This is a genomic window from Microcoleus vaginatus PCC 9802 (assembly GCA_022701275.1).
Classification (GTDB): Bacteria; Cyanobacteriota; Cyanobacteriia; order Cyanobacteriales; family Microcoleaceae; genus Microcoleus; species Microcoleus vaginatus_A.
The window spans coordinates 3,682,770-3,699,330 of the sequence record CP031740.1 but is presented as its reverse complement, the minus strand read 5'-3'; the positions used below and the strand labels follow the sequence as shown (position 1 = coordinate 3,699,330).

Sequence of the window (16,561 nt, the reverse complement as noted above, 5' to 3'; positions counted from 1 at the left end):
TAAAATCTCAAACCTCAAATATAAAAGTGATTAAGTGGCAGAAAAACTTCCCCAAAATCCTGAAATTGAACCCTTGACGCGCACCCAAGTTTTAATAGCAATGGGCGTGACAGCAATTATGTTGCTGGCGGTTGCTAAATTGTGGTTGCTATTTGGATCGGTATCGCTTTTGCCAGTCAAATTGATAGGAATCGACTTGCTCAAAGGATGTGCGATCGGACTGGCAATTACAGGCGGCAGTGCGATCGTTTATCACCTCTGGCCGGGTTATCGCCGGAGTGCAGACGTTTACTTGGAAGTAGTGCTCAAACCTTTGTTTTGGCCTGATTTAATTTGGCTGGGACTGCTGCCGGGACTTAGCGAAGAATTGCTATTTCGAGGCGTGATGCTGTCTGCTTTAGGATTGAATGTTACCAGTTTAGTTTTATCGAGTTTTTGTTTCGGTATTCTGCACTTGGGAGGCATGGATCAGTGGCCTTATGCTGTTTGGGCAACGGCTGTCGGATTGCTGTTGGGTTACAGCGTTTTAGCTACTGGGAATTTGTTAGTGCCAATTACGGCTCATATCTGTACGAATTTGATTTCTAGCTGTGTTTGGAAGTGGGAACACAATGCCGTGAAGCGGTAGATCGATCGCACTACAATAATATTGAGGTCGGGGCGGGTTCACCCGTATCTCTGCTTAATAACCAAAGTATTTTTAAACCCGCCCCCACCCAGCGACAAAATTTTATTAGGGTCACACTTACCGGACACGATAGTTAAAAACTTTGTTAAGGTAGTTGATAACTGCTCGATCGCACGCTCAATTGACCTTGACTGGGGTTACGGCTGAAGATAAAAGCTCCTTCTTCCGTTTCGCCGCTTGACAAAAAATCTATTTGTTGCTCGCCGGATTCAACGACTTCGCCATTGACGCGCAATTCGGCAATAATTTGCACTGATTCGGCCGTTTCGCCGCCCGTGTTAGTTACGGTAAACGGTACGTAAAATTGCCCTTGAGTTTCGCGAATAGGCGTGTTGCGAGTGACAGAAATAACCGGAGGTTCCTGCTTTTTAGCCAGCCAGTTGTAGAGTACGAGTCCAGTGAGGGTAAAAAGGATGAAGCAGGCGATCGCAAATGTCGCCCATTCAGCAAAAGTTTTTTTTGGTTGCTGTTCGTTATTACTTTCCGTCATACCGTCAACCTCCCCGCCGCGCCGCCAATTGTCGCCGGCAATCCCAATACTAACGTATAGCTCAACCAAATCGACCACGGGTCGTCAAAACTGAGTTTTTGGAAGAAAAACATCATAAATGCAGAAGCCGCCAGCGACACTAAATACGCCATGACAGTTTCGCTGAGGGGACGCTGAAAAATCCCTTGCTGCTGGTGGCGTTTTGCTTGATCGGTAAACCCTGCTGCAAATACAATACCGTAGGAAATTAGCAGCGAAGCAGCGATAATTGCTAATTGCCAAGGTGGCGAAATAGCTGCAGCTAGCATGGGAATTTCGTCAGTTGGGGCGATGTTGAAAGCAATGATCATCGCGCCTATTAAAGTAGCGCCGATATCTGCTACAGTTGGATTAATGGTAGGTTCGTTGTCGCTGTCTGAACTTTGATAGCGATCGCCGCTCAAAAAACCGTTCGCCAGGGCAACTCCCAAGGCAAAGGGCAGGCCTTCAAAGATTATTTTCCCTAGAGTTTCTTGCAGTGGAGTCTCCGGCGTAATTTCCCTGAGCAAAAACAGGATCAAAGCCGCGCAGACAATGCCGATGGCGATCGCTTCTACGGTATCGATTGCAGCATCTAGCCAACGGATGTCCTTAGTTTTGCGAAAACCTTCAGTGCGAGTCAGCAAGAAAACGACGATAAAAGTAGTTGCGATCGCGATCGACATTTCCGCTGGTTTAGTATACGAACCAATCCACCAAACTTCCATCGTATAAAGCAGGGGAATCCCGAACAAAAAGCCGCCAGATGCGCCTCGAATGATGTCGTTTAGTTCATTTGACCACTGATTTTTGCGTCTTTTTGATTTCTTCATTATTTAGTGAAAACGTACCTCAAAAAAGGCTATCTATAATTTAACATATTTCAAGTGTTATCGTAGAGAGCATTTGCACTCAACTTTGTGCATAAGCTATTAAAAATTACTCTCTATAAATTCCCACCTGAGTACAAATTGCTCTCAGTGTCCCTGATTTTATTTGCTCGTGGTTAGGCATTACTAACGGAGTCTCCGTGCCATCCTGATTCTATCGCACCATGACAATATGTTCGCCTTTTGTAATAATGCGAAAACCCAACAACTGAAATGTTCTGATGACTCGTCTTTTAGAAGCCTGGACAGGAAACTTTGACATTAAATAGCCACCTCTGCTTCTACTAAAAAAGTCTCGCTCCCAGGTGATTCGTTTTCCCTTGTTTCTTTGCCAACTACTTCGATGTAGCAACGAATAGCTGACTTGACATCAGCTAAGGCTTCTTCATGGGTGTCACCTTCACCAACTACGGCACTTTTGATACTAAGGGGATAGGCGACATAACCATCGGAATGTTTTTCAATGAGGATTCTAAATTGTTTCATCTTCGCCTCTTTATTTTTCTTAATTCACCACACCCGCACATAAGCATCAAAATAAAGGCATGAGTGTCCAACAACAACCTCATTCCATCTACTCCTTAAACTCTTCTAGGGGTTCGTCAAAATCATCGGACATCCCAACCATTCCTTGGGCACTTCCTGCTTGGCGATTGGGTTTAGCTTGTTTGGGAATTACTACCAATTTTACAACAGGCTGGTTATCTTGAGTAATCGCAAATTCTTCGCCTCTCATTGTCGCTTCGATTAATTCCCCAAGCTTTTATTTTGCCTCAATAATGTCTACTTGAGACATACTTCGTACCTCCTTAATCTCATTTTCAAACATCACAATTCTAAGTCAATTCAACAAATCCTCTTCCTCCAAATCAACCGACTGCAACTGAGCCGGAGTAGCCGGAATCGCCGCAATAATTGCATCGATTACCTTCGCCACCGGAATAATCTCCATTCCTAACTCTGGCACCGGTTGATTCTTAGGAATAATCGCCCTTTTGAAACCCAATTTCGCCGCCTCCCTCAGCCGCAACTCTAATTGCGAAACCGGCCGCACCTGTCCCCCCAAACCCACTTCCCCGAGCAAAACAGTGCGTGCATCAACCACCCGATCGCGAAAACTGGCCACAACGGCGATCGCAACTGCCAAATCCGCCGCCGGTTCGTCCACCTTCAACCCGCCCACCGTCGCCAAAATCACATCTAATTTAGATAAAGGAATCCCCACCCTTTTCTCCAAAACAGCTAAAATTTGCTGCAATCTAGCATTGTCCACACCAGTAGTAGTGCGGCGCGGCGAACCGAAACTTGCAGGGCTGACTAACGCCTGAATTTCCACTAAAATCGGTCGAGTTCCTTCGCAAGTAACAGTCGTCGAAGTACCGGGAGAAAATTCATCTCTATTCCCTAAAAACAACTCCGACGGATTATTTACTTCTCGCAAACCGTTGGCTACCATTTCAAAAACACCGATTTCGTGAGTGGCACCAAAACGGTTTTTCATCGACCGCAAAAGTCGATGAGAAGCAAAGCGATCGCCCTCAAAATACAGTACAGTATCTACCAAATGTTCCAAAACCCTCGGCCCCGCCAAAGCTCCATCTTTAGTAACGTGACCGACAATAAATAAAGTAATGTTTTCCCTTTTCGCAACCTGCATCAAAGCAGACGTACATTCCCGCACCTGAGCCACCGAACCCGGAGCCGATGTTAAACTAGCAAAATAAATAGTTTGGATGCTGTCAATCACCGCCACATTCGGTTTCAGGGCTTCCAACTCCCGCAAAACAACCTCTAAATCCGTCTCTGGAAGCAAATAGAAATTCTCCGCTGAATTATCCTCGGAATCCCTTTTAGCTTCCCCGTTGCTACCCGATTTATGCCCGCCGTTGCTTGACAATTCAACCGGATTAGCCACGCCCAAACGCTGCGATCGCAACTTCACCTGCTGGCCGGACTCCTCCGCACTGACATACAGTATCCGATCCTTGCGGGCCAACATATTCGCCACCTGCAACAGCAGCGTCGATTTCCCGATTCCCGGTTCCCCCCCAATCAACACCAGCGATCCGGGAACGATCCCGCCTCCCAAAACTCGATCCAGTTCCCCGTAACCCGAAGGCCAGCGAGACTGAGTTTGGTCGGAAATCTGCGATAATCTGAAAGATACCCTTGGTTGACCCTTCGACTTATCAGGGGGCGAACCGCCCACTGTCTTAGTTGTCACCCCAGTTAAACCAGCCCGCGAGACAGCAGCAGTAGGTTGTTCTAACTGCTCGTCAAAAGAATCCCACTTCTGACAGCTAGGACACCTGCCAAAATATTGTGGTGAATCATACCCGCATTCCCGACAAATATATTGTATTCGAGGCTTAGGCATTGTTTACTATGATAAATAGTCACCCTAACATTTAGAAAAGTCTGAGTTAAAGCACTTATCAAGCTTTCAGACCCATCCCCACACATAATTCAATTTGTGTCTTCTATGATAGGGTACAAAAAATTAACATTATCTGAAATGTAACTTAAGGAGTGCTCGGTAACTTGGAAAACCATAAAGAAAAAATTCTGGTAGTCGATGACGAAGCCAGTATCCGCCGCATTCTGGAGACTCGCCTTTCCATGATTGGCTACGATGTCGTCACCGCTGCTGACGGCGAAGAAGCTCTCGAAACATTTCGCAACACCGAACCCGACTTAGTGGTTTTGGACGTGATGATGCCGAAGCTAGACGGTTACGGCGTCTGTCAGGAGTTGCGTAAAGAGTCAGACGTGCCCATCATCATGCTAACCGCTTTGGGAGACGTAGCCGATCGCATCACCGGTTTAGAATTGGGCGCCGACGATTACGTCGTCAAACCTTTCTCTCCCAAAGAACTAGAAGCCCGCATCCGTTCGGTACTGCGGAGGGTTGACAAAAACGGCGCCTCGGGAATTCCAAGCTCCGGAGTCATCCACGTCACCAATATTAGGATTGACACCAACAAGCGCCAAGTTTACAAAGGCGACGAACGAATTAGGCTCACGGGGATGGAATTCAGCCTGTTAGAACTGCTTGTCAGCCGTTCTGGAGAGCCTTTTTCGCGATCGGAAATTTTGCAGGAAGTCTGGGGATACACCCCAGAACGCCACGTAGACACCCGCGTAGTGGACGTTCACATCTCGCGGCTTAGGGCAAAGTTGGAAGACGACCCCAGCAATCCCGAATTAATTCTCACCGCCCGCGGCACCGGCTATCTCTTCCAGCGAATTGTCGAAATTGGAGAAGTAGGATAAAGTCACTTGGCAGTTGGCAGTTGACGGTTGACGGTTGACGGTTGACAACCAACAGTCAACAGTGAACAGTCAACAGTGAACAGCCAACAGTGAACAGTCAACAGTGAACAGCCAACAGCCAACTGACAAATGACAAATGACTAAATCTGATCCCAATAAAGTTTTGCGGCAATTGCCCTTAGTTGCAGGAGGGTTAGCAGGTACGCTGCTAATGGTCAACCGCTTGCTGACAGAGCAAATCACAGATTCTCAAGCTCGATCGGACGCTTTGGGAGTAATTATTAGCGCTTTGCTGATTTTAACAGGTTTGCTGTGGCAGCAGGTGCAAGCGCGATCGCCCGATTCCGTAAAACTTATCGGCGAAGAAGGTTTTGAATTTGCGCCGGATTTGCCGGAGGCTGTGAAAATAGAATTAGCCTGGGCGTCGCGTTTGCTGTTGACAAATACCGCCACAAGGTCGATCATAATTGTGTATCAGGGAAAAGTCCTATTGCGACGCGGTATTTTAGGCATCAATCCCGAAGTCAAACCGGGGCCGATTTTGCAGCGAGTGCTCGACAAAAACAAACCAGTTTATTTAGTAAATCTCAATATTTATCCCGGTCGAATTGAATTTGACTATTTGCCAGAAAATACTCAAGGAGTCATCTGTCAACCCATCGGCAGCCAAGGCGTTTTAATCTTAGGTGCTAACGCGCCCCGCAGCTACACCAAACAAGATGAAAACTGGATTGAAGGGATTGCCGACAAACTAGAAAATACCATCAATCGATTTTAGATTTTAGATTTTATATTTTAGATTGTGGATTTTTGGTTTTAGATTTTAGATTGGGGATTTTATGTTTTAGATTTTAGATTTTAGATTGTGGATTTTTGGTTTTAGATTTTAGATTGTGGATTTTAGATTGTGGATTTTAGATTTTAGATTTTAGATTGTGGATTGCAAAATGCCAGCCCTGTCAAGGTGCGATCGTCTTCGAGGGCTGCGCTAACGACGAATTTGCCTCATTCTAGGTGTTGGTTATCGGCAATAAACAAGATTTATTACCGATATCTTTTGAAAAGAAAAAGAGCGAGCGCTCCCCCCAACAAAATTTGCAGGGTTTGAGGGTCTTCTTCACCACTCCTGAGCGGACTGCGTGCACAGGGCGCATCTTAGTCCTCAACAACGCTCTCCGGGTGCGCTAGGCGCACCTTACTAGCTCAAAACTCTCAACTCAAAACTCAAAACTACTACCGAGCCCAGTCAGTACCGCGCCACAGCGTAAAAAACAAAACACTAGAAATCAGCGCGCCCAGCAGCCACTTAATAGCATTTTTAAATAACCCCAAGCGCTGACTAGACTGAACCGCAGCACTTTGCGTCTGTAACCGTTCCTTAGCCGGAGTAATTCTCGAAAGAATTTGCTCTTTCAATTGCTGTGGGTTTTGCGTATCCGCTGGTACCCCCAGACGGGTAAGTTCCCCGGCCAAGTTCCTTAAATCTTCAGGACTACCCTTATTCAGCCGTTCTTCCACCTGCTGCAACTGAGCTAATTGTTGCTTTGCTTGAGTCGTAATTTGCTGGTTATTTTGGTTGTTGACGTAGATAGCGCCAAAAATTCCCAAAGGCAGCATCAACAGAAAAACCAGGGCCAGCAGCAGACAAACCCAAGACAAAACCTTCAAAAAAACGTCTTCCAAACCTCTGCGATCGTACCCTTCTCCAAAAAATATCAGCGCCATTGCCAGTAAAGGAACTGGCACCCGTTCCACTACAGCCCCAATCGTCTGCAATTCCCAGAGGCGATTGCCAAAATTTGCTGGTATAAGAACTGCAATCGTATCTAATACAGACAGAATTAATAGACCGTAGCCAATCCAACGCAGTCTGTAGATAGAAAAACCTTGTTCGCCTTGTAAGTCATTCATAAAATCATCAGAGTTGTTGTTAAGAAAAATCTTTCTTGAGCCCGCCCAAGAACGGATACAAGCCCCCGACAACAGTCGTGGAGAATCAAAAATTTTAGACTTTTGTTCAAGCTTCCAGATTCACCTGTGGAGTAAATCTAAAAGCTAAAATCTAAAATCGACTGACTCGACTCAAGGCTCGGGAAATCGCGGCTGCCACCACTCATACCAAGAAACCCAAGCATTCTCTAGAATTTTTTTGGCATCTTCTGGAGTTGTTTTATCCAAAGGCACAGACATCTGAGTCCATAAACAGCGCCGGTCTTGAATATTTCCCCTACCCAACAACCAAAACAGAATACGGTTTGGCTGCCAATCGCGAGTATTTCGATTATATCTAAACTGTTGGGAAGTTACTGTAGCACTGCCACGAGGATTGATACACGAACTCAAATACACTCGATTTTTCTGTTGCAAAATTCCGTGAAACCCCACGCCTTGAGTGTTTGCCAATGCTAGTTTACCAGGATACGACTTGAGAATAGTATGTCCCTTCATCAGGCCTTCCACATCTCCAATGGTGTTTACCGCATACCGCATCTCTATTTCTAGAGCCATGCTATTCTTTTGATATTCATATTTCCTGGCAGCTTTTAATCCTGAAGTGTCCTTAATTTCCAGAACGGCGCTCTTGTGTAGTTTCCAATCGGCTAGAGGCACCGACTCGGGAAACTCAAACGGGGTTGCCTGAGTGTTGCCGTCCGATGGATAGAAAACCAATTTTCCGGCCACCAACAAAACCCCTCCCAAAGTAACAGCCAACAGGGAAAGCCTAAGTGGTTTCCAAGAGGTAATAGCCATTAGCAATTCTGTCCTTCCTTATTTTGGGGTTGGTCTTTCAAAATTGCAAACCAGCAGAATAACCCGAAAATAAATACAGCAATCATAGAAAATATTACCGAACCATTTCCTTCGTGCCAGTATTTAAATGCTTCGGGTTGAGATAGCGATACCAGCACGGCCAGGAGACCAACTCGCGCGGCATTCACTACAAATGCAGTAATTATTGCCACGAATGGCAATACCATTTTCTGACCCCTAGTGGTAGGAAACATCAGTAAGAAAACCAGAGCTAGTCCTAATAATTGTAGCATCGCATTTACGCCGGAACAGCCGTGATTCACTTCCACGCTTCCCTTTTCCAGGATTAAAAAAACCCCTTTCCGCACCACTTCAAATCCTATATAGTGCAGGATGAAAGCTGAAAATTTAGCTGTTAATTTGGGGACATCAACGAATACTCCGATTAATCCGGGAGGAATAGCTGTATAGCCAAGAATTAGAAGTTCCTGCCAATATTGTTTCAGTCCTTTTGTTCCAGAAGCAAGCAATGCGAGACTGATTCCCGACAAAAAAGGCGTTGCTCGGATAAAAAAGTCGTATCCAGATATGGACGAACTTTTGAGCAATATTAAAGCAATTAACGATGTCCCAAAGAAGCTGGCGAAAACTCCGCTTTCAAAAGTTAAGGATTCGTGCCTTTCCCAAATGAGAAATGCTACGACTCCCCAAAACAGTAACATTGTACCGAACAGGTCTGTGTCGTTTGTTCTGGAAGTTAGAGTTAGGTGTAGGGCAATCAAACCGGAGGCGATGCCTAACAGCCAGTATTTAGGTTCTTGGATGTGCTTGAGCCAGTTTATTTCGGTCATTGCTGCTTTTTGTTTTTACTAAAAGCTTCTAAAATGCTTAATGTGTTGTAACTCTATTCAAATTATCAGCTACAAACACTTGAATTTATGCGTTTGTGATGATTTTTCACTAAATCTTCACAAAGATTGACAATAGTAAATATGTGTGATAATTACCTTCACCCAATTAATTCTGAAGTTAGGATCAAAGACCAAAGAAAACAGGTTTTTTAACTCGGATCGATCGCACTCCACGAAAGATTTTCTTCCCTCCAACCCGGTTTCTGCGCCTAGAGTTTAGATGTAAAGCTTAAAGGCAAGACAGAAACCTTTCTTGGACGCACTCTTGAGCTTGAAAACCAGTTTTTTACCGGTGCTGGTTTTTGGTAGCCCGTGCGTCCAAGAGTAGATTAATTAGAGTAGACTTTCCGGTAGTAAGTTTGATATTCCTCCGAAAGCAGGGGTTCCCACCACTCCCGATGGGCTAAGTACCATTCTACAGTCTGCCGCAAACCTTCTTCAACTGTTACTGAGGGAGTCCAACCTAACTCAGTTTTAATTTTGCTGGCATCAATAGCATAACGCCGATCGTGCCCGGCTCTGTCTTTGACAAATGTGATCAATTGTTCGCAAGGACGGGCAGGTAAATCAGAAGCTAATTCGTCCATTAGCTGGCACAGCATTTTTACTAAATCGAGATTTTTTACCTCGTTGTTGCCGCCAACATTGTAGGTTTCCCCAGGCTGACCACGGTGAATAACGGCATCTAAAGCGCGGCAGTGGTCGAGAACGTAAAGCCAATCTCGCACGTTTTGACCGTCGCCGTATACTGGCAGCGGTTTGCCCAATAGCATATTGATGCACATTAATGGAATGAGCTTTTCTGGGAAGTGATAGGGGCCGTAATTGTTGGAACAGTTGGTGATAATTGTCGGGACGCCGTAGGTGTGAAAATAGGCGCGGGCGAGGTGGTCGCTGCCAGCTTTGGAGGCTGAGTAGGGACTGTTGGGCGAGTAGGCAGTTGTTTCTGTGAAGGCTGGGTCATCGGGGCCGAGACTGCCGTAAACTTCGTCGGTAGAAACGTGGAGGAAGCGCATTTGTGCTTTGAGAGATGCCTCATCAATTGCTTCAAAATGCTTGCGGAAGGCTTCTAAAAGTGTGAAGGTTCCGACAACGTTTGTTTGAACAAAGGCTGCAGGCCCGATAATTGACCTGTCAACGTGGGATTCTGCGGCAAAGTGGGCGACTGTGGTGATGTTTTCTTCTTGGAGCAAGGTATCGACTAGGGTACGATCGCAAATATCCCCCTCCACAAACCGAAAATTTTCGCCTCCTTCCAAAGTTGCCAGGGTTTGTCGGTTTCCGGCGTAGGTTAAAGCGTCGAGTACGACTACTCGATCGCCCGGATAGCTGCTGCACCAGTGATGCACAAAATTCGAGCCGATAAATCCAGCCCCGCCCGTCACCAACAATCGGCGAGGGGCTCGCTCAATGCCTTGATTCGCGTTGTCTGTCATAAAAATAAGAGTTATTCCAATAACTAAGCCTTTACAAAAGTAGCCTTAAAAGTAGTTTGTCACCAAGTGTTTGCGGCGATGTAACTAAATTTTCTACAATCTCACCTCAGATTTTCTAATGTGGGCGCGATCAAAGTATTGGTTCACAAAACTTGAAGTTCTACCGATCCGGTAGATCAAACGCTTACACAGCAACTATTCCAGATGTTTAAGCGGGCAATTTTAAATTTGAATTGCGTGAGGCTATAGCTGACTTTTGCGATCGATCCGCGATTTGGAAGGCGCGCAGAGTTGATACATTTGTAAAGAGCTGTTACCATTAATTTTTTAATTATCCTTTACAATCTCCAGAGCACCATGAAGAAGTTTCAAGTGTTAGCTGGCATTGCTTCCGTCGTCGCGATCGCCAGCAGCATCGCCATAGGTGACGCTGCATCTGCTTTCCCCTGTTCCTACAGCAAATCTGGGGCGGCTAAATCTGGTTCTGCGACAACGATCCTAGGTTCCGGCGGCTCGGAGCGAATCAATCCGTGGAAATCCTACAAAACAGCAGCTCTCGGTTTCCTAGGTTTGGCGGGAGTTTTGGGTGGCGGAGCGGCCTACATGAGCTACCGCGCCGGCAAGCGCGCTTCTGCTGCTTGCGCTGCGATGACCGATAATTTTGAAGTTTTTGAAGAGTCGGCTCCGATCGCAGATGCAGGTGTTTCTGGACACATAGAAGTTCCTGCCTTGCTCGATTTGGCGCCGGCGGGTGCTGTAGCTGAGTCAGCAGATGCGGTTGCAGCCGTTCGCGAACACCCAGAAGCTCCTGGCGGTGAGCTGGATTTGCCGGTTTCGCCAGTTGCCGAGTTGAGTTCTGAAATTGCGATCGAACAAGTCCAAAACGCGATCGTCAAATAGTTATCTCAAACCAAAGTATTCGCTTAGCGCACCTCCAATCTTCCAAGATTGGAGGTTTTTTGACTGGAAATTATCTACCCTACAATTTCTGGTCATTGCGCTCGCGAAGCACTGCAAACAATAGACAGATGAATCGATAGCACACACTATCATATTCCGGCTAAGCAAACGAGCGCTGAATTAATATCAATTAAAAAAACTCTTGCTACAATCATCAATCTCATACTAATTATTAAAAGTTGCCGCTCTCCCTCAGGACAAGGCTGTGCCGTTTCCCTACTGTATTTGAACTGTATTTAATCCGATTGAAAACTGCTATAAAATGAGATGAGTCAAAGCGAAAGAGTACCCTGCCGAGGCGAGCGCTAAAAATACTCTTCAGATCAATCTGAGGGTAGACGGCAAGAGTTCAAATCCCCTGCTATGGTGGGAAATATAGCCCTACAGATTACAACTATAGGTTATTATGAATGCTTGGCGCGATCGATTCAATCAATTTACAGGTCAAACTAGATTGGCAGTTTGCCGGGTGTTCGTTCACATAACAGGCGAAGAAGTTGCACCGCTGTTAGGAGTTCTCAACCGCAACGCCAGAAAAGCAATTGATGCCGATGGCGACATAGTAGTTTTAGGAGAAGGTCTTGTAGAAATTTGCAATCACCTCTTGCAGTACGACAACTACTGGCAATCAGCCGCCAATGAAGGCGATGTTTTTTGGAATGAAGGGGAAGCGGGCGATTATGTGGATGAACTTTTCATTGATTCAGCCGATCGCTATCTGAGCGAGCCTCAATACACCACATCTGTTTATGATCAAAAATCCCCCTTGTCTTTGCCGGTAACTAGAAATATTGTAGTGATGCTGACAGTTGCGTATGAAGGCGAAGTTCCTGCCCTAGAAACTGACCTCGCTGACATCAGCGCGCTGAAAGTCGGTTTAAAAGCCCTGATTAATTTACATTACCAAGAAAGGCTCCGAGCTGTGCAAGTTCACTTTTCTCCCGCACAGTTGGGAGACGAACTTACCAACGACCAAGTGTTGGTTAATTTCCCCGAACTTATTCCCCTTTAAGGAAGGAAGAAGGAAGAGGGAGAAATTACCAATCACTATTTACCAATTACTACAGCAGATTCCATGTATATGTAGTAGACCCAATCTTCTAGTAATGAAGGTGCGTTGCTAGCAACAAACTCCAAGTTTTATCCAATATATTGCAGCGAGGCACCCTAGAGATTAACACCACACAATATAGCTGCTACTGTACTTGTTAAAGATGGAATAGGCTGTATTTACTCATTACCAATTACTATTTATGATGCTGCGAAAACTGACAATTTATTTAATGGCTTTAACTTTTTTGGGGACGGCCATCGGCTGCGGTGCACCTCGCACACAAACTTCTCCAAATCCTGCTGGCAATCCAAATATTAACACAGTGCGTCCTGCACCAAATAATAATAACTTGAGTGAAGGTCAATATCCTGTACAGCAAGCTACCTACGACGATGCGGATGGCGAATACAGTTTAATGTTGCTGAATACTCCCGCCGGCAGTCCCCCAGTTTACCGCACTAGGGATTTGCAAATGGCTCGCTTAACAGAAGAAGAAATATCGGCAGGCAAGAAAAGTTATCTAAATGTGAATAACAATCAAGCGGTTTTGCATTTGACAGAAGATTTTAAAATTGAGTACGTTCACAACGTTACCGAAACTGTTCCTAATCCTCAAACAGGTCAGCCACAAACCGTAGTAGTGCGCCAGCAATCTGGCTTCTGGGCGCCGTTTGCTGGGGCTATAGCCGGTCAGGCGATCGGCAGTTTGTTATTTAGACCACGATATTATATGCCGCCAGTCTATCAGCCGGGGATTATGACAGGATATGGCGGGTATGGTAATACTTACGGCCAAGCTGTTCAGCAGTATCAAACTCGTTATCGAACTCCGCCTCCGGCTGTGAGAAACCGTCAAGTTTTAAGGACGACCGGTCGTTTGCGATCGCCCACATATAACCAGCCAGTAAGACCCTCAGTACGGCCAAATGGCAATCGATCCACCGGTTCGGGTTACGGTGGCAGCACTTTGAGGCGATCGCGGCAGCCGCGTCAAAATCAATACAAGCGGCAGCCGAGTTTTGGTAGCGGTAGAAATTCTCGTCAACCGAGTCGGAATCGCTCTTTCGGGAGTAGAAGGCGCTGAGTGGAAGATGGTAAAAATCAGCAACTGACATGGGTAAAAGTTGATTTTATATATTCTCCCGATGCCACGCTGCCACAGGTAGGGAGAATGAAAATTTTGGAATAATTGATTTAGTCTTCTCTGTTTCCCCCAGACCCAAAAAATATGTGATTTAATTTCTACATTAGTATGTAGGTGACAATATGTCTTCTTCACAACCCCCGTCAGGGGAAAGAAATCCTCTAGGATTGGATGAATTGATTGCGATCTTGGTTGCCTTCGGCACGATGGGAGCCATTTTATTTTGGGTAACAGGTAAAAATCCCGAGCGATTGAATGCCAGAAATTGGCAATTTCCAGCCGTTTTTTCTCAGCCTGCTGTTACGCCCGCGAGTCCGGGAATATTAACACCCGAATCGCCAAGTTCCGATTTGCGCTCGCCCGCTAAAACGCTCATTCCCTCAGAACCGGATGCCGCACCTGTGGGACCTTTAGGGCCGGTTTTACCGCAAAATCCTCCGGTGGGTGTAATCGTTGTTCCTCCCAAGCCAATTGCGCGATCGACTCCCGCTCCAGCAATTACCAAACCCAAAGGCGATAAACCCAAAGCCGATAAACCCAAAGTTGGGCCCGTTAGATTCTCCGATGTTCCAGACAAATATTGGGCGCGTCCGTTCATTGTAGCTTTAGTCGATCGGAAAATTTTTGCTGAGTCCACCGACAGCAAATTTCGTCCCGACGAACCGATGACGCGAGCCGAACTAGCGCGCTTAATTCAGCGAATGTCCGACGACAAACAACCGATCCGAAAACCAATTGATTTTAAAGACGTAAAAGACCAGAGTCCTGTCGCTCCTGCGATCGACCACACCGTCAAAACTGGATATCTTCAAGGATACCCAAACAAGGAGTTCCGTCCCGAAAAACAAATTCCCCGTGTCGAAGTCATCGCAGCTTTAGCGAGCGGTTTGAGCCTGAAACCATCAACAAAAGCAACCAAAACTTTACAAGTTTATACAGACAGGGCAAAAGTACCGAAATGGGCAGCTAACAAAGTAGCATCAGCCACAGAAGCTGGCATTGTTGTTAACCACCCGAAGCGCACACTTTTGCAGCCTAATAGAACAGCAACTCGTGCTGAAGTAGCAGCCATGATTTACCAAGCTATGGCTAAAAAAGGCAAAGTACCTGCTAAGTCTTCAGAGTATGTTGTGAAGCCTTTAAAGTTGCCCAAATAATATTTTAGGGGCGTTGCTCCTAGCCCGCCCCACAATAACATTTAATCGTTATTGTTTGTAGTCAGGACGGAAGCCTTCAGTACGAAGCAGCTAAATTAATCTTGAAACACCATAATACTGCCCGAATAGCAAGCTACCCAAACCTGATTAGTTTCCGGATCGTAAGTAATCCCGATCGGACTTGAATTAACCTTCACTGTTTGCAGCACTTTCATATCGCTCGTCCTAACTTTGCTAACAGTATTCGAGAAATAGTTGACTACATAAAGCAGTTTTCCCTGATCGGAAATTGTCATGCTGCGAGGTGCTTTTCCTGTAGAAACTTTGTCTACCACTTTACCCGTTTTTAGGTCAATTTTTGCCACATTTCCTTCACCATTTAAAGTGGCATAAAGATACTTTCCATTGGGATCGATCGTCAAATGACGCGGCGCATTGCCAATATTCTTGAGCCATTCTACCGAAAAGTCGATGAGGTTCACTTTCGCAATATCGGAAGAACCCATGATGGCAACATAGGCATTTTTTGAGTCGGGAGTAACAACAATACCCCGAGGATATGCACCCAGTTTCACTCGCTCGATTTCGAGATTTTTATTGATATCAACTACGCTCAAATCCCAACTGCACCAATTGCTAGCGAGGGCGAAGCGATTGTCAGGGGAAACAGCATTGAATTTCGGAACTGCACCTACAGGAATTACCTTTTCTATTTTCAAAGTTTGGGTATTGATGCGGTACAGAAAACTTTGGTCATGTTTGGCCGCTGGAGAGCACCTGTCGGTTCCCGGATTTCTAAACCCGGAACCGTACATTTTGTAGTTGGAGACGTAGGCATATTTGCCGTCTGTTGAAAAAGCAGCTTCTACAGGAGATCCTTTATAATTGCCTTTGAATTTAGAAAACCCGAACTTCGACAAGTTTACGGTATCGGGAATAGTCTTGACTAATTTAAAATTCCTGTCATAAACTGTGATTGTGTGGCGGTACATCATGTTTTGAGCAAAAAACAAACCCGCTCCCGAATAAACTATTGATTTTGGTGAGATATTGCCGTAAATGGTTTTTTTCAAGGTCATTTTTCCTTGAGTATTATCGGGAGGATTTACTAGCCTTGTGGGTGGTAATTCAATTTCTTTATCCTCGGAATTTTCAGTTTTAAAGGGTGGCAAAGAGGGTTCTTGAAATAGAGGTTCTTGGGGCTGAGCTTTAGTTTGATCTTCGAGTTCGTTTGTGTTATCTGTGGCGGTAGGAGATGGCGAAGATTGATCGACATTTGGCGAGATTTTTTCCGCAGCTTCCATGCTGGCGTCTTCCGGCTTACCTTTCAGTGCTGACAAGGTTTTAGGGCCAACAATTCCGTCAACTTTCAGGTTGTTCTCTGCTTGAAACTTTTTCACAGCAGCCTGGGTGAGAGAACCGTAAAATCCTGTAGCCTTACCGCCAAAATATCCTGCTGCTTGCAGAGTTTTCTGGAGGTTTGCAACTTCCGCGCCTGAATCACCTTTTTTGAGGGCGAGTGCGGGATTGACTAAATTGACAATTGTGAGAGCGATCGTAAAGAAAAGTAAAGGAGTATAGGCTAAATTCCGGTGCATTTTTGAGTGGGTCGATCGAGTTTGACCCGCAGCCGTTTCCCAAGTTTCAGCTAAATGTAGGTAGGCCAGTCCGTCCATAGTTTTTACCGGGTATTTTTGGTGCTATGATACACCAGTTAACTTTGATGAAAGAGAGAATCTTATTATAATCAAACTTAGGGTAAAATCTCCAAGCAGTTTTTAATGGTGCA

At 45.6% G+C, this 16,561-nt stretch carries 16 protein-coding genes and 3 pseudogenes; 7 read left to right on the top strand and 12 right to left on the bottom strand.

Annotated elements, in window-relative coordinates:
- Positions 1 to 34: 34 nt before the first annotated feature.
- Positions 35 to 628: a CPBP family intramembrane metalloprotease gene (locus D0A34_14970; GenBank protein ID UNU20004.1), complete on the top strand. Its 594-nt coding sequence runs from the start codon at positions 35 to 37 to the stop codon at positions 626 to 628.
- A gap of 145 nt (positions 629 to 773) precedes the next feature.
- Here D0A34_14970 and D0A34_14965 read toward each other — a convergent pair whose 3' ends face one another.
- The 6 genes and pseudogenes from D0A34_14965 to radA form a co-directional block, all read right to left on the bottom strand.
- Entirely contained in the window at positions 774 to 1,178 is a 405-nt protein-coding gene (locus D0A34_14965; GenBank protein UNU20003.1) for a TIGR02588 family protein, read from the bottom strand.
- On the bottom strand, positions 1,175 to 2,029 hold the full coding sequence (locus D0A34_14960) for a TIGR02587 family membrane protein (protein ID UNU20002.1): 855 nt from the start codon (positions 2,027 to 2,029) through the stop codon (positions 1,175 to 1,177). Before D0A34_14960 ends, D0A34_14965 begins: the two co-directional genes overlap by 4 nt.
- A gap of 106 nt (positions 2,030 to 2,135) precedes the next feature.
- Positions 2,136 to 2,348 (bottom strand): annotated as a pseudogene (locus tag D0A34_14955) (type II toxin-antitoxin system HicA family toxin).
- A complete protein-coding gene (locus D0A34_14950; protein ID UNU20001.1) occupies positions 2,348 to 2,572 on the bottom strand; it encodes a hypothetical protein in 225 nt (74 codons plus the stop codon). Before D0A34_14950 ends, D0A34_14955 begins: the two are co-directional and overlap by 1 nt.
- Positions 2,573 to 2,660: 88 nt before the next feature.
- Positions 2,661 to 2,882: pseudogene (locus D0A34_14945) on the bottom strand (type II toxin-antitoxin system prevent-host-death family antitoxin).
- A gap of 45 nt (positions 2,883 to 2,927) precedes the next feature.
- On the bottom strand, positions 2,928 to 4,463 hold the full coding sequence (gene radA / locus D0A34_14940) for a DNA repair protein RadA (GenBank protein UNU20000.1): 1,536 nt from the start codon (positions 4,461 to 4,463) through the stop codon (positions 2,928 to 2,930).
- A gap of 164 nt (positions 4,464 to 4,627) precedes the next feature.
- Here radA and D0A34_14935 point away from each other — a divergent pair, with 164 nt between their 5' ends.
- Positions 4,628 to 5,359, top strand: a complete 732-nt coding sequence (locus D0A34_14935; GenBank protein UNU22309.1) for a DNA-binding response regulator — start codon at positions 4,628 to 4,630, stop codon at positions 5,357 to 5,359.
- A 136-nt stretch (positions 5,360 to 5,495) separates the two neighbouring features.
- The gene (locus D0A34_14930; GenBank protein UNU19999.1) at positions 5,496 to 6,137 is read left to right on the top strand and encodes a cofactor assembly of complex C subunit B; all 642 of its coding nucleotides are present in this window, start codon (positions 5,496 to 5,498) and stop codon (positions 6,135 to 6,137) included.
- A 455-nt stretch (positions 6,138 to 6,592) separates the two neighbouring features.
- On the opposite strand, the gene D0A34_14925 is transcribed toward D0A34_14930, so the two are convergent.
- From D0A34_14925 to rfbB, 5 genes and pseudogenes are all read right to left on the bottom strand, one after another.
- Complete coding sequence (locus D0A34_14925; GenBank protein ID UNU19998.1) at positions 6,593 to 7,270, bottom strand: hypothetical protein; 678 nt, start codon at positions 7,268 to 7,270, stop codon at positions 6,593 to 6,595.
- A pseudogene (locus D0A34_14920) lies at positions 7,267 to 7,469 on the bottom strand (hypothetical protein). Before D0A34_14920 ends, D0A34_14925 begins: the two are co-directional and overlap by 4 nt.
- On the bottom strand, positions 7,442 to 8,110 hold the full coding sequence (locus tag D0A34_14915; GenBank protein UNU19997.1) for a cyanoexosortase A system-associated protein: 669 nt from the start codon (positions 8,108 to 8,110) through the stop codon (positions 7,442 to 7,444). Before D0A34_14915 ends, D0A34_14920 begins: the two are co-directional and overlap by 28 nt.
- Positions 8,110 to 8,961, bottom strand: coding sequence for a cyanoexosortase A (gene crtA / locus D0A34_14910; GenBank protein UNU19996.1), 852 nt, complete (start codon positions 8,959 to 8,961; stop codon positions 8,110 to 8,112). Before crtA ends, D0A34_14915 begins: the two co-directional genes overlap by 1 nt.
- A 389-nt stretch (positions 8,962 to 9,350) precedes the next feature.
- The gene (gene rfbB / locus D0A34_14905) at positions 9,351 to 10,457 is read right to left on the bottom strand and encodes a dTDP-glucose 4,6-dehydratase (protein UNU19995.1); all 1,107 of its coding nucleotides are present in this window, start codon (positions 10,455 to 10,457) and stop codon (positions 9,351 to 9,353) included.
- Between the two features lie 357 nt (positions 10,458 to 10,814).
- Here rfbB and D0A34_14900 point away from each other — a divergent pair, with 357 nt between their 5' ends.
- The 4 genes from D0A34_14900 to D0A34_14885 all read left to right on the top strand — a co-directional run bounded on the left by D0A34_14900 (position 10,815) and on the right by D0A34_14885 (position 14,772).
- A complete protein-coding gene (locus tag D0A34_14900; GenBank protein ID UNU19994.1) occupies positions 10,815 to 11,357 on the top strand; it encodes a hypothetical protein in 543 nt (180 codons plus the stop codon).
- Between the two features lie 466 nt (positions 11,358 to 11,823).
- Positions 11,824 to 12,429, top strand: a complete 606-nt coding sequence (locus tag D0A34_14895) for a DUF1517 domain-containing protein (GenBank protein ID UNU19993.1) — start codon at positions 11,824 to 11,826, stop codon at positions 12,427 to 12,429.
- Between the two features lie 244 nt (positions 12,430 to 12,673).
- Complete coding sequence (locus D0A34_14890; GenBank protein UNU22308.1) at positions 12,674 to 13,555, top strand: hypothetical protein; 882 nt, start codon at positions 12,674 to 12,676, stop codon at positions 13,553 to 13,555.
- 182 nt (positions 13,556 to 13,737) lie between these two features.
- Entirely contained in the window at positions 13,738 to 14,772 is a 1,035-nt protein-coding gene (locus D0A34_14885) for an S-layer homology domain-containing protein (protein UNU19992.1), read from the top strand.
- A gap of 95 nt (positions 14,773 to 14,867) precedes the next feature.
- Here the strand turns inward: D0A34_14885 and D0A34_14880 are convergent, their stop codons facing one another.
- Positions 14,868 to 16,448 carry a peptidoglycan-binding protein gene (locus tag D0A34_14880; GenBank protein ID UNU19991.1) on the bottom strand — a complete coding sequence of 527 codons (1,581 nt, stop codon included), beginning with the start codon at positions 16,446 to 16,448 and terminating at the stop codon, positions 14,868 to 14,870.
- Between the last annotated feature and the right edge of the window lie 113 nt (positions 16,449 to 16,561).

Bases quoted from the DNA above. Each gene is read 5' to 3' on its own strand.
- D0A34_14965 (UNU20003.1), bottom strand. From the start codon at position 1,178: ATGACGGAAAGTAATAACGAACAGCAACCAAAAAAAACTTTTGCTGAA.
- D0A34_14960 (UNU20002.1), bottom strand. From the start codon at position 2,029: ATGAAGAAATCAAAAAGACGCAAAAATCAGTGGTCAAATGAACTAAAC.
- D0A34_14950 (UNU20001.1), bottom strand. From the start codon at position 2,572: ATGAAACAATTTAGAATCCTCATTGAAAAACATTCCGATGGTTATGTC.
- radA (UNU20000.1), bottom strand. From the start codon at position 4,463: ATGCCTAAGCCTCGAATACAATATATTTGTCGGGAATGCGGGTATGAT.
- D0A34_14930 (UNU19999.1), top strand. From the start codon at position 5,496: ATGACTAAATCTGATCCCAATAAAGTTTTGCGGCAATTGCCCTTAGTT.
- D0A34_14925 (UNU19998.1), bottom strand. From the start codon at position 7,270: ATGAATGACTTACAAGGCGAACAAGGTTTTTCTATCTACAGACTGCGT.
- D0A34_14915 (UNU19997.1), bottom strand. From the start codon at position 8,110: ATGGCTATTACCTCTTGGAAACCACTTAGGCTTTCCCTGTTGGCTGTT.
- crtA (UNU19996.1), bottom strand. From the start codon at position 8,961: ATGACCGAAATAAACTGGCTCAAGCACATCCAAGAACCTAAATACTGG.
- rfbB (UNU19995.1), bottom strand. From the start codon at position 10,457: ATGACAGACAACGCGAATCAAGGCATTGAGCGAGCCCCTCGCCGATTG.
- D0A34_14900 (UNU19994.1), top strand. From the start codon at position 10,815: ATGAAGAAGTTTCAAGTGTTAGCTGGCATTGCTTCCGTCGTCGCGATC.
- D0A34_14895 (UNU19993.1), top strand. From the start codon at position 11,824: ATGAATGCTTGGCGCGATCGATTCAATCAATTTACAGGTCAAACTAGA.
- D0A34_14890 (UNU22308.1), top strand. From the start codon at position 12,674: ATGCTGCGAAAACTGACAATTTATTTAATGGCTTTAACTTTTTTGGGG.
- D0A34_14885 (UNU19992.1), top strand. From the start codon at position 13,738: ATGTCTTCTTCACAACCCCCGTCAGGGGAAAGAAATCCTCTAGGATTG.
- D0A34_14880 (UNU19991.1), bottom strand. From the start codon at position 16,448: ATGGACGGACTGGCCTACCTACATTTAGCTGAAACTTGGGAAACGGCT.